Annotated in this window: 12 protein-coding genes; 10 read left to right on the top strand and 2 right to left on the bottom strand. The window is 46.0% G+C overall.

The features are described from left to right. Positions 1-59: 59 nt before the first annotated feature. Entirely contained in the window at positions 60-1,262 is a 1,203-nt protein-coding gene (locus tag AC6I5A_RS03875) for an ATP-binding protein (protein ID WP_034611895.1), read from the top strand. Between the two features lie 141 nt (positions 1,263-1,403). On the opposite strand, the gene AC6I5A_RS03870 is transcribed toward AC6I5A_RS03875, so the two are convergent. Continuing rightward, complete coding sequence (locus AC6I5A_RS03870; protein WP_034611892.1) at positions 1,404-1,667, bottom strand: hypothetical protein; 264 nt, start codon at positions 1,665-1,667, stop codon at positions 1,404-1,406. A gap of 313 nt (positions 1,668-1,980) precedes the next feature. On the opposite strand from AC6I5A_RS03870, the gene AC6I5A_RS03865 reads away from it, so the two are divergent. From AC6I5A_RS03865 to AC6I5A_RS03840, 6 genes are all read left to right on the top strand, one after another. Beyond that, complete coding sequence (locus AC6I5A_RS03865) at positions 1,981-2,406, top strand: universal stress protein (protein WP_034611888.1); 426 nt, start codon at positions 1,981-1,983, stop codon at positions 2,404-2,406. 121 nt (positions 2,407-2,527) lie between these two features. Beyond that, a complete protein-coding gene (locus tag AC6I5A_RS03860) occupies positions 2,528-2,983 on the top strand; it encodes a nucleoside deaminase (protein ID WP_034611885.1) in 456 nt (151 codons plus the stop codon). Positions 2,984-3,294: 311 nt separating this feature from the next. After that, positions 3,295-3,531, top strand: coding sequence for a DUF2164 family protein (locus AC6I5A_RS03855; protein ID WP_034611881.1), 237 nt, complete (start codon positions 3,295-3,297; stop codon positions 3,529-3,531). Between the two features lie 475 nt (positions 3,532-4,006). Next, positions 4,007-4,600 (top strand): adaptor protein MecA, encoded by a 594-nt coding sequence (locus tag AC6I5A_RS03850; protein ID WP_034611879.1) that lies wholly within the window; start codon positions 4,007-4,009, stop codon positions 4,598-4,600. Positions 4,601-5,165: 565 nt separating this feature from the next. Further along, entirely contained in the window at positions 5,166-6,578 is a 1,413-nt protein-coding gene (selA, locus tag AC6I5A_RS03845) for an L-seryl-tRNA(Sec) selenium transferase (RefSeq protein WP_034611877.1), read from the top strand. A gap of 130 nt (positions 6,579-6,708) precedes the next feature. After that, positions 6,709-7,740 (top strand): LCP family protein, encoded by a 1,032-nt coding sequence (locus AC6I5A_RS03840; RefSeq protein ID WP_034611875.1) that lies wholly within the window; start codon positions 6,709-6,711, stop codon positions 7,738-7,740. A 52-nt stretch (positions 7,741-7,792) separates the two neighbouring features. Here AC6I5A_RS03840 and AC6I5A_RS03835 read toward each other — a convergent pair whose 3' ends face one another. Then, positions 7,793-8,707: a Na/Pi cotransporter family protein gene (locus AC6I5A_RS03835; RefSeq protein ID WP_034611873.1), complete on the bottom strand. Its 915-nt coding sequence runs from the start codon at positions 8,705-8,707 to the stop codon at positions 7,793-7,795. Positions 8,708-9,162: 455 nt separating this feature from the next. On the opposite strand from AC6I5A_RS03835, the gene AC6I5A_RS03830 reads away from it, so the two are divergent. The 3 genes from AC6I5A_RS03830 to AC6I5A_RS03820 all read left to right on the top strand — a co-directional run bounded on the left by AC6I5A_RS03830 (position 9,163) and on the right by AC6I5A_RS03820 (position 12,584). Then, entirely contained in the window at positions 9,163-9,669 is a 507-nt protein-coding gene (locus tag AC6I5A_RS03830; RefSeq protein ID WP_034611872.1) for a GNAT family N-acetyltransferase, read from the top strand. 105 nt (positions 9,670-9,774) lie between these two features. Next, positions 9,775-11,268, top strand: coding sequence for a TldD/PmbA family protein (locus AC6I5A_RS03825; RefSeq protein ID WP_034611871.1), 1,494 nt, complete (start codon positions 9,775-9,777; stop codon positions 11,266-11,268). Continuing rightward, positions 11,265-12,584, top strand: coding sequence for a metallopeptidase TldD-related protein (locus AC6I5A_RS03820; RefSeq protein WP_034611870.1), 1,320 nt, complete (start codon positions 11,265-11,267; stop codon positions 12,582-12,584). The genes AC6I5A_RS03825 and AC6I5A_RS03820 overlap by 4 nt, the downstream gene beginning before the upstream one ends. Positions 12,585-12,825 lie beyond the last annotated feature (241 nt).

Below are 12,825 nucleotides of genomic sequence, written 5' to 3'. Positions count from 1 at the left end.
AAAAACTTTGACTTTATTGCATTATTGCATTATAATGGACATGAAAAGAGGTGGCAGACATGATTGAACGCAAAGAGTATTTAGATCAGCTAATCGCAAGCAGAGAGAAAAATATAATCAAGGTAGTAACCGGGGTGCGTCGATGCGGAAAATCAACGCTATTCGAGCTATACATCGATTACCTCAAATCCACGGGAGTTACTGATGATCAAATCGTATCAGTCAATTTGGAAGATATAGATTACGAACACCTTTTGGACTACAAGGCTTTGTATGGATACGTTAAGGAACGACTTCAAAAAGGCAAATACACCTATGTCTTTCTTGATGAAGTACAAAATTGCATGGGTTATGAAAAGGCTGTGGATAGCCTCTATATCAAGCCGAATGTGGATGTATATATAACCGGCTCTAATGCTTATATGCTCTCGGGAGAGCTTGCTACGCTCATATCAGGGCGTTATATAATCATTGAAATGCTCCCGTTATCATTTAAGGAATATTGTGCTGCTCAAGCGGGAAACGGAAAAAGTCTAAGGGAAAACTTCAATGATTATCTGCGTTTCGGGTCATTCCCGTATATAGCACAGCTTGAGCGCAACGACGCTGCAGTTACGCCGTTCATAGATGGAATATACAATACAATTCTCGTAAAAGATGTTGCGAAAAGGGAAGGCATTACCGATATTGCGCTGTTAGAGAGCATTGTAAGATTTGTAGCCAGCAGTATTGGAAGCCCTATATCAACAAAAAAAATCAGCGATACCATTAATTCTTCAGGGAGAAGGATTTCAGTAAATACGGTAGACAATTATTTGAGAGCGCTTACGGATAGTTACATCCTGTATAAGGCAGACCGTTACGATATTAAAGGTCGACAGCTTTTAAAAACGTTGGGGAAATACTATATTGTCGATACAGGCATACGAAATATGCTGTTATCAAGCTCTGAGTCGGATATCGGACATCTGATAGAAAATGTAGTTTTTTTAGAATTGCAACGCAGAGGATATAAAGTTAATATTGGGAAGATGTTGGAAAGCGAGATTGACTTTGTCGCCTCCGACATGGATGGACGCACATACTATCAGGTGTCGGCCTCGGTTTTAGATGTCGGGACTTTAGCAAGGGAGCTTGAACCGCTGAAAAAAATACCGGACAACCATCCTAAAATGCTTTTGACCCTTGACGAAGTGGGAACGGGTTTGAATTACGAGGGTATCAGGCAAATTAATCTGCTTCATTGGTTGCTCGGAGAATAATTTATACTACCTTACGAACAACCAGCGGTCGTCGGTTCGATTCCGACCATCGGCTCCAGGAAAAAGCAGACCCCGCAAGCGATTGCGGGGTTTTGGTTTTCTTTCTAAGGCAGTTTAGGGAATGGGATGTGTTTACATTCTTCAATGTCCTTTGTCATTTTTGATTCTTTCCCATAATATTCGATTACTTCCCACAAAACGTGTTTCCTGCCGTCTACTTCCCCAATCATCCGGCGTTGTTTTATTTTTCCTCACTCGTTTTATGGAGTTTCCTCCTTGCAAATTATAAAGCATAGCGATACAAGCCAAAATAAAAATCGCGGTAATTCCTGCGCCAACGCCATGACCGGCTATCGAGAAAGGACGTCTACGGATTCCTTTGGTTTTATTGAACAACAATGCCATCTACTTTCCCCCTTTAATCGGTCTTATCTTTTAATTCGTGGATAATTTTTCTAAACCAGTGTTTTAGCCGATTTTTGAACTTAGGGGTTCGTTTCATTTAACTCAGCTCCTTTTTTGTGTGATAAGCTTATTATGCGCTGGTGTTGATTTGCTATGTGTTAACTTTGGCGAATGAGTTTACGAGTACCAATAATTTCAGTATACTTATTGGTAGAATGCTTTTTATATTGGGAAATTTTATATAATGCAGAAGGTTGCAATGAAACTCTCGGAAAAACATAGCTCACAAATAGAATGTAAAGGTGGTATGAAAATGTTTAAAAGGATTTTAGTTCCTACAGATGTGTCGGATTCCTCACGTCATGCCTTGATCACTGCATTAAAACTCGCAAAGCAGTTTAATTCTGAAGTGGAACTTTTCCATGTTACATTCTCGCCGGAAGCGTATTTAGGATATGAAATGTCTTATGGTCTTATAATGACACCAGAACAAATAGAAAAAATAGGAGAGGCGGCTTTAGAGGCAGCATTAACGGGTATTGATGTCGGAGATGTCCTGTTACAGAAGAAGCATACTTCGGGCCATCCTGCATCTGAGATTATTGAAGAGATAAAAAGAGACTTTGATTTAGTAGTCATGGGTAGTCACGGCCACGGGATTATTGCCGGTGCATTTTTAGGAAGTGTGACCCAACGTGTTCTAGCCCGTACGCAATGCCCTGTGCTTGTAGTTAAGTAGAAGCTAAGGGCACTCTTGAATGTTCATAATTGTTTGGGAAAATGAGCCAATGTGGGGTGATAATTATGAAGCAGTTGATTCAGAAGATTGTTGAGTTTAGAGATGAGAGAATCAAAGAATTATGAACCACTTTATTGAGTTAGCCTTGGAAGAAGCCAGGAAGGGGATGCTCGCTGGAAAAGGTGGCCCATTTGGTGCTGCCGTCGTTAAAGATGGGCAAGTTCTCAGCATAGCCTGCAACGAAGTATTATATTCTCAGGACCCGACGGCACATGCGGAAATCTTAGCGATCCGCCGGGCGAGTGAATTATTGCGGAATTATGATCTTTCCGGGTGTATCATATATGCGACCGGTAGCCCCTGCCCGATGTGCCTTGCGGCGATTATGTGGGCAAATATCAAGACGGTTTATTATTCTGCCTCTCTTGAAGAAGCTGAACAAATTGGATTTCGTGATAGTATGATCTACCGGCATCTCCGTGGGGAAGAAAGCATTCTTGATATGAATCAGATCAAAAGCGGAGCAGTCCTCGCGCTTTATGAAGAGTACGGCAAACTGGGGAAAGCCATTTATTAAATGTTAGCATTATACATAAAAGATTTAGCGGAAGAAGCAGTGACCTTCAGGTGGAACATTGAAAGTCAGTAGTGGCCTGAAAACGGTTCCCAGTGTCGGCACTCTGGTATGGACAAAGTTGAATATGCGGAATAATGCACCCTGCAAGGCTTGCAGGGTTTTTTATATGGTGAGTGCATTGAGCAGCTAACGGAAACATTATGGGAACATGCCGGTAATTCAGCGGGAGGGGAGTCGGAGGATGAAAGAAAAAAGTATTGGAAATAATATAACTAAATACTTAACGTATTGGTGATTCGGAGGGAAGGAATATGAAAAATAAAATACAAATAAGTGAAGAAAAAAGACAGGATCTGATTTTAGCTATAAAAGCCTATTTCCTGAAAGAAAGAGTAGTAAGCATTGAAGGTTTATCAAGTTCTTTACTGGATTTTATCGCCGATAAATATGCAATTGATTTTTATAACCAGGGCGTTTATGATTCTTATAAATTTATAAATGAAAGATCTAAAGATTTACTGGGAATTATTAAATATAACGGATTATAGTGAATTTGCCATGTTTTGTACTACCGAATAAGGGATCATACTGCATGAATCCATGAATCCATCTGGATATTGACATTAATATGAAAACCCTATAGAATCTGATTAACTTTAGAAGCGTTACTGAATCAAGTAGGGTTAAAGGATTAATATGACGATTTGAAAATGTCCCTTATGCAGCATGTAACAAATCGTTAAGCCGAATAGAACGCAAGGGGTAAGTAAGGGCAAATTATTATTGCTATCTATGGGGTACGACATAGCTTAATTTGATCGTGCTTTTTTTGATATGGGGGGTTGTCCTCTCCTGATTAGTTTGGAAACGACGAGAAGTTGTGCGCTGTGAGCTATCAGTTAATTCGGATCGGATGAGAAACATTATAAAAATCCAAATATTTCACAGATAAGTGATTGCGTAATATGCTATAATGGGAATAGAATAAGGTATGGGCTTGAATGCGGAAAGGAGAGTGGGAATATGCGTGTTCAAAAAGTTAACGAGCATACCATCCGCATTTTTATCTCTTTGACAGAATTAAGTGACAGGGATATTACAATAGCCGATCTATTACAGCGATCGGCGAAGACGGAACAATTGTTTTGGGAGCTCATCGCACAGGCGAGAGAAGAAGTTGAGTTTAATTTGGATCAGCCCTTCTGGATTCAGGCAACTGTGGCGTCGAATGACGAGTTTGTAATTACGATTATGAAGCAGGAAGAACAACTCGAGGGTTCGACTAAGGAGAAGATCACACGAAAGACCACTAAAGGCCGAATTACAGAATTAGTTTATGTGTTTGCCGACTTCGAAGACGTTTTAGCCGCAGTTGAACGTTTGCCCGAATTTAATCAGCTACATTCAGGACTATTCCTGTTCGAAAAAGAATATTATCTTGTCTTGAACCGTATAGGAACCGGCAAAAAAAGGCTATTGGCAGAGGCAATTCTTGATGAGTACGGGGAAATTGTGGCTTCAACTGGTGCTTTTCTGTCTGAACATGGGAAGGTTATCATTCCGGAAAAGGCAGTACAAACACTAATTGCTTCTTTTATTAAGCCTTTACAAAGCTAAAAAGGAGAAGGTAGAATAGAGAAAAGGGAAGCAAAAGCTTCCCTTTTCTCTAATTGCGCTGGAAGGGCCCTATCGCCATCTCGGCACCTTGCCATCCTTAGCGGCGGTCGCTTCTTGCCGTCCTGCAAGAAGGGTTAATGCGTGCGAAGACAGTGTCTTCGTGGGCTGCAGGGACACTCGGCCGTCCATGACCGGCGGATCAGGTTAACTGATTGCTTTACCGGCAGGAAAAGATGTCTGGAATTTGGTGCAGACAGTGTATACAAACTGTCTTGCCTTTAAACTTTTTAATCTCCATGGTTTGACCACAAAAGATACAGGGCTGGAAAGGTGTTTTCTTATGAGAGAGGCTTGCAAAGGGAATAATAACAGCTGGGTGAACCGGTTGTTTTAGTGGGGGAGTAGAGCTGATGCTGGACAACATGGATCGACCTCCTCGAAATAGTCCACACAAATATCGTCTTTATCATATGCTAATTGGGCTGTCGAAATCCCAAAAAGTGTGCGGGCTTGTTTAAGGAGAATTGGTCGAAAGTAGTTGATGCCAATAAGGAGTGATAATCGAGTGGATCAAGAGAAACAAAGGCGATTACGAACCCTTCCGGCTGTTCATGAAGTGATTACCCGGCTGGAGCATGACGAAGAATTCAGTCCGTTTTTGACGAATGAAAGGCAGTTGCCCCGTTTTACGCAGGGAGTCCGCCAGGTTTTACAAAAAGCGAGGGAAAATGTCAATCGAAATTTTACAGATTCGTTTGCTGAGTTTGAAACCTCACTCTGGTCGTGGTTGAAAATTCAGCTTCTACAGGAGCTGGCATGTCCTGAAACCAGTTTGCGGCGTGTAATCAATGGGACGGGGGTTATTTTACATACTAATTGCGGAAGAGCCTTGTTGGCGCCGGAGGTCGCACGTTTTGTTGCAGAACAAGCCGAAAGGTACAGTAATCTTGAGCTGAATATTGAGACTGGGGAGCGGGGCTCGCGCTATGTGCATGTGGAAGAGCTGCTCTGTCATTTGACTGGGGCGGAAGCTGCTATGGTAGTCAATAATAATGCAGCAGCGGTGCTTTTGATGATGAATACGTTTGCTCAGGGCAAAGACGTGATTGTGTCGCGCGGAGAACTGGTGGAAGTTGGCGGCTCCTTTCGAATTCCGGAAGTTTTGAAAGCCGGGGGGTGCAAACTCGTTGAAGTGGGAACCACCAATAAAACCTGGCTCAAGGACTATGAGGCGGCTATCGGACCGCAAACGGCCGTGTTATTAAAAGTTCATACGAGTAATTACCGGGTAGAAGGGTTCACCCATTCCGTTTCCGGAGCCGAGTTGGTGGAGCTCGGGGAAAGGCGAGGCATACCCGCGATGGAAGATCTTGGGAGCGGCAGCTTCTTTGATGGCGCCAGTTTGGGGTTTCCTATTGAGCCGACCATTAAACAAACTGTTAAAGCGGGGCTTGCTCTCGTGACGTTCAGCGGGGATAAATTGCTTGGCGGTCCGCAGTCGGGGATCATCGTTGGTAAGAAGGAATATATTGAGCGCCTAAGAGCGAATCAATTAACCCGGGCTTTGAGGATCGATAAATTGACCTTAGCCGCTCTTGAAGCAACCTTACGCTTATATGAAAATGGGGGAATAGAGGATATCCCCGTCTGGAGGATGCTCTCTCTCCCCCTGGATACATTAAAATCAGCGGCGTCTGAGCTGGTAGTGGCGCTTCAGTCGAACCCGGCTATCATAGTTGAATTAAAAGAGGACGTCTCTCAGGTAGGCGGAGGAGCATGGCCTACGGCTGATCTCCCAACTTGGGTGTGCGCCATCCGCCTGAAAAGCGGAAGTGTTACCGAGTTAGAAAAGTTCCTGCGCTTAGGGCCGGTAGCTATTTTAAGCCGGATTCACAAAGATTGGGTGCTTATTGATGTGAGAACTTTGCTAAGTGGGGATCAGGGGGACATTGTCCGGCGCTTGGGCGAGTTGGCGTAACCCCTTGGCGAACTATGGCGCCGAGGATGGCAAAGAACGACGCATATTAATGACATACCATCACAAAATTGATGTTCCACGTAGAAACCGGGTATAATAGTACTCGGAGTGAAATGATGGAGATGGTGATGTGGGACGTAGAAGAAAATTGATCCTGTTGATCGCAGGCCTACTAGGGATAATGGCTGCAGGATTTTTTTGGTATAACGGGTTTATTGGAGGAGGGAAGACGTTCGGTGGGGATGATGTACCGGGCTCGCCAAACGGGCTTCAAGATCGGGTGAGTATTTTGCTCATCGGAGCAGATCAGCGTCCTGAACAGATAAAGTATAGTACCGACTCACTTATTCTTACCAGTGTCGATACAAAAACACAGCAGATTAGCCTGCTTTCAATTCCTCGTGATACGCGCGTTGCCCTTTCCGGGCATGGCTATCATAAAATTAATGAGATCGCAGCATTAACGGATATGCCGACCCTGCAAAAAAATGTCGAACAACTGACCGGCGTGACGCTCGCGGGATATGTTCAAACTAACTTTGCAGGATTTAAGAAAATTATTGACACGTTAGGCGGAATTACGGTCGATGTTGAGAAGGATATGTATTATGAGACGGGCGATCTTGAGGATGGGTATATTAACCTGCATAAAGGAGTCCAGCGCTTGGATGGTTCACAAGCGCTGCAATATGCCCGTTTTCGTCACGATGCCTTAGCGGATATTTCACGGACGGCAAGGCAACAGGTCGTTTTGAAAGCGGTTGCCAGGGAGATGTTTCGACTAAGCACCCTGCCAAAGCTTCCTTTCCTCATTCCGCAATTGATGGAGGCGGTAAACACGAATTTATCGGCCAGGGATATTTTTGCATTAGCTAAAGTAGTCGTCGGGTTTGATAGCGCGAATGTGATTTCTCAGACGTTACCGGGAGCGTTTCTGGATATAGATGGGGTAAGTTACTGGAAGGTCGATCCAATTGAGGCCAAGGAAGTAGTTAAAAATTTATTCCTTGGAATAACCACGGCTGAAGTGATTGACAAACAGAACGTGGATTTGTTAAAACCCGTCATAGTAACGCCCAGTAAGCCGTTGCCTAAAGTTCCTGGCAACAGTCAAGATCCCAATGGGCAAAAATCTTCGGGATATCAGGTACTTAAACCGTAGTGATTAGGCAGTTAGAGGTTAGCACGCCTTGTGTGACATTGTGTCCCGCTCTTTACGGTAGAACTTTCTTCAGGAACCGGGTTGCCCAAGGTAACAAGGGAAAGGCCAAAAGGGAAGAAATAAAATTAAAGAGGGTATGTGCGTTAGCGACCTGTCTCGATAGGCTTCCTCCCATGAGGGTGATCCCGGAAGCCAATGGTCCCACAAAGGGTAAAAAGAGCAGGACTCCAAATACGTTAAGTAAAACATGGAACAAAGCCACCCGTTGAGCGGCCCGCGAGGAGCCTAGAGCTGCCAAAACAGCGGTAAAACAAGTGCCAATGTTAGCGCCGAAGATGAAGGCGAGCGCGGTAGGGAAAGTTAACCATCCGTCCTCCGTTAGGAGCATGACAATACCAGTCGTGGCGCTGGAGGAATGAAGCAGGGCAGAGAGCACGGTTCCGGCGAGGACCCCTTGGAGATGGTTGTCGCCCAGTTGCCGGAGAAAATCCTGAATTGCCGGCAGGTCGGCGAGCGGGGCCATACCTGCTTGGAGTAAGCTCAATGCGAAAAAGAGAATGCCGAGGCCTAAGATGGACAGAGAAAGAAATCGTACACGATTTGGAATATAAAGATAACCCAGGGCACCGAGGATCATTAAATAGGGTGTTATGCAATCTAAGGGAAAAGCGATAAGTTGCGTGGTTAGCGTGCTCCCAATATTACTCCCTAAAATCAGAGCAAGGGCATTTCCAAAGGGGAGCAACCCGGCATCGACGAAAGACACGGTCATCACTGTTAAAGCAGTGCTTGATTGGAGCAGGCCGGTTAAAATTGATCCACTCCAAAATCCTTGCCAGGGAGTTTTGGTCAGCCAAAGGAGTGCTTGGTGGAGGCGAAGTCCTGCAAACGACTGAAGCCCCTGACGTAAAACTTTCATCCCCCACAGAAGAAGAAAGAGGCCTAGGACGAGGGTGAGTAAATACAGTGGGGTCAGCTCCTTTCGAGAGAAAGTGGGACCGATGCGTTTGTTGACACCTTATCGCCTGCGCTTATTGACGCGATTCTTCTCTGCTTGGGTCGATGGAGATTGGTACCCGGCGGGGAATTTCTTCTGCTTTTTCGGGTTTGATATCGTACTATATACCCACACAAAAGGTTCTATGACACGAAGCATTATTTATGACACGAAGCAATAATATTGTGGTAAATGAAACGAAAATAATGGACAGACTATATAAAGAGCAGGGCAATCAATCCTTGCTCTTTATTTGTTGCAAACAACGGATATGATTTTGCTGCTCAAGTGTCGTAAGTGCCCTTCTTCCGTGCTGCGGTAAAGGGTCGGGGTGCTTGAAGCAGTGCCGGATCTGTCGCTAAAAACTGTCGCATAAAAGTGGCACCTGAGTAACGTTCGCATAAGTTGCTCTAAGAGGTGATAATATGCGAGTTCGTTTGGGGGATGTTCGGGATTGGCCTTTTATATATGACCTTGGAAAATTAGGGATTTCTCACAGCATTTCTCCATGGCGTAAACAGCCAATGAAGGAAACCCTAAAATACAGAGAGAGTATGCTCAGAGGGTTTTGGACCTGGATTCAGCAGTCCGGATCCATCGTCTTTATTGCGGAGTCTTCAATTGAGGAGGGTAAGCCCAGTTTGGAAATTGGAAAAAGCCAAGCAGTCGGTTATTTGGTTTTACAGACTTCTTCCAGGGAAGAGTTAACGGGTGTATTGCAAGGGTGGATCGTGGATCTGGCTGTTCTCTCGGAGTGGAGAGGCAAAGGTGTGGGGAGGGAGTTACTAAAAGCGGCCGAAGATCACTGTCGTAAACAAGAAATCTCATACCTGGGCCTTACTGTCAGTAGTCATAATGTGAGAGCACTCCATCTTTATGAACAGTTCGGATTTGCGGAGGAACGAAAGCTCATGGTTAAGCGATTGGACTGAGATATTCCCCTATTCTCGCTGTGTTAGGTATTTTTTTGTGATATAATAGCCCTATTGGCAGAAAATGTGAATTAGTTAAATGTGACTTTAATTAGGAGGTTTTTTGTGGAGCAGAAGGAGATAAAAGCATTAGTTCACTCCGTACTGGCGGAGACGCGGGTTTTTGACGGGTATGTCATTGTACGAGCTCAGTCACGTAGAGAATGGAGCATGCGCTTAAGTAACGGACAGTTTGAACGGGTATCAACCGGAGAGAATAGCGGCTTTGGAGTTCAGGTGTTCACGAAGGACGGGGCATCTGGTTTGGCCACATCAGACGTTTTAGCGGAAGGGGTGGGTCAGAAACTGGTCGAAAAGGCTATTCAGTTAGCTCGTAGAAACGAAGCTATGGGGACGAAGCTAAATTGCCGGATTTGGGAGGCCCCTCAGGTTCAGGCTGAGGAGGCGAATCCAGCTCAAAAGATTTTCGGAGAAATCCCTTTAATCGAACTGGAGGAAATGGTGATGATCTTGCACTCCCGTCTGCGGGAAGTCTTTCCGGAGGGGGTCTGGCAAACGAGTTATCGTCAGGTAGAAGAGGTCTGGTGTATTGGGCGTACGGATGGGACAAACGTGTCGTTTGTCATTCCCAGAGCGGTGCTGATGCATCAAGGGACGGTGCGGGATCATGGTAAGGCACAGAGTACTCTGCTCCACCGTAGTGGGATGGACGCCGGCGTGCTCTTTGAGGAATTAGAGGATCATGTCCTGGAAAGAAAGGCGCAGGACCGGGCTGAGTTTGCCAGAGCCATATGTGGTGCGCCTCAGCTGCCGAGTGGTCATTATCCCCTGATTATCGACTATGGACTGGCAAAGGGGTTGGCACACGAGGCCTTTGGGCATGCAGTAGAGTCGGATCATATGAATGAGTCTGTCCTGGGTGAAGCCGGTAAACTCCGCAAGGGTCTTCGGGTAGCAAGACCGGGCGTCAATATTATAGATGGCCCGCTCCCGGGGGACTGGGCTTATCAACCTTATTCAGCCAATGGACTCGTCAGACAAACTGTGACGATTGTACGGGATGGGGTACTGGTCGCTGGGTTGGGGGATATTTTCTCCGCTGAAGAAGCAGGAATGCCTGTCACCGGAGCGGGTAGGGCGGAAAGCTATGGACATGTTCCGTTACCCCGCATGAGTAATATTCGTTTGCTAGTTAAGCGTATGCTTCCTTTAACACCCGCAGGGCATTTGATGGATGAAGTGAAAGCTGTGCGAGAAACTCTCCTCCAACATGGCGAGCTGATTGAGGGGGAGAAAAATCTGCTTCTTTTAGGGTATCGTGGGGGTCAAGTCAATCCCAGAACCGGAGATTTTGTCTTTCAATGTGACGGAATTATTGACGTTGCTGATCCGGAGCTTCCAATTTATCAACCCTCAATTTTTAGCGGGAAAATACTTTCCGCCTTGGAAGCGATACGCGGGGGGCTCGGTGAAGGGTGTTATGATGCTATCGGAACCTGCGGAAAGGGTGGGCAATCCGTGGCCTCAAGCGGCGGAAGCCATCGTTACCTGCTCATGGATGCCGATCAACAAGTCAGTTTGGGAGGGGAACACGGATGAAACTCGTTGCCCAATTGGAGGATCTCCTTTATCAGGCTCAGCATACTCCAAAGAAAGAGAAACTTCGCTTAGCGGATTGGCGCATTTTGGTTCATGAATCGGAAGCGGTGTCCTTAGGCATAAAAGATAATTCTCCTGGGAGTGTGTATACGCCGCCAAGTTATCGTCAGGGCGAAAACGGTGAAGTTTTCCTGGTCTGGTCAGATGGCAAATGCAGTCAGGCTATGGTTCAAGCCGGCTCCCATGACAATCGGGAGTATTGGCAGCAAGAATTAGAACAATGGAGACAGGCGTCCTATGTAGACCCGGATGCGGCGCATATCCCTTTTCCAGAACCCTTGCCGCTTGTAGCCGTAAAGGACAAGGCCATACATAAAGTTATCGCTGGGGATGATCAGATGCTATTCGATCAAATCGCGCGTTGGCTAACGGATAAACCCTCAAAAGCTAAGCTGCAGGGAAGTATTCAAACGGCTTGGGGGCGCCGGCATGTGCGGACTTCGACAGGTCTTGCCGTTACATACCAACAATCTCAATTTGGAGCGTGGTTTTCTTTCGACAGCTTGATCGGGGGCGTATTTGCTAAGCGCAGGCTATCGCAACCGGAAGAACAGGAGGAATTATGGGTAAGGGCGTTGAATCTGTATGAGGCGATGCAATTAGATGCCCCGCCCGTCGGGTCCCAGACGCAAGTGATCCTGGCCCCTTCTCTGACGGAGGATATGCTGGGGCAGTTTATTCTGCCCAATTTTTCAGGAGACCGAGTGCTCGAGGGGCAGGGAGCTTTTTCAAAGGAGAGTTTTCTTGAACATAAACTCGTGTTCCACCCGCACTTTTCCTTACTCCTTGACCCTCTCCGTCCGCTGGAATTAGGGTCTTATCTGGTGACGTCAGAGGGAGTGCCTGCAGATCGTACGGTGTTGGCTCGTAACGGAAAACTTCAGACCCCCTTTCTCCGGGTTAAAGACTCAGTGCGCTGGGGTGCAAAACCGACAGCTATTCCTCGAGGAACTGCCGGGCTTTATCTTAAACATAAGACAGAGGTTTCTTGGGCGGAGGCTTTACAGGATGTGGAGGATGGCGTACTTGTTTTAACGGTGCTGGGATTACATACCCAGGAGGTAGTTTCCGGGTCGTACTCGCTCAGTGCGCCTCACAGTTTGCGTATTTTAAAGGGTCAAATCGTCGGGAAAACGGATGTGAAATTAACTGGTAATTTCTTCGCAGATTTGGCGGCGCCAACGACAAAGGCGGCGGAGTCTGATCTGGATACATATCCTTATCTCATGATCACGACTGGAGTACAAACTCTTTAGAGAGTCAGTGTCATAACCCGTTCGCATACGTTCAGGAGGTAGTTTCTTAGCCCAGTCGCACACGTTCAGGAGTCGGTTTCTTAGCCCAGTCGCACACGTTCAGGAGGTAGTTTCTTAGCCCAGTCGCACACGTTCCGTCGCTATTCGCTTGTCGCTAAGGCTAAACCGCGTAACCTCCGGGCTTCTCTGATTAGTAAACCGGCAGGCGAATAGCTGTACAATAGACACATCTGGCGATGCC

The organism is Desulfosporosinus sp. Tol-M2 (assembly GCF_059735615.1).
Note: the sequence above shows the minus strand (reverse complement) of the source record. Positions and strands in the feature narration are given on the sequence as shown.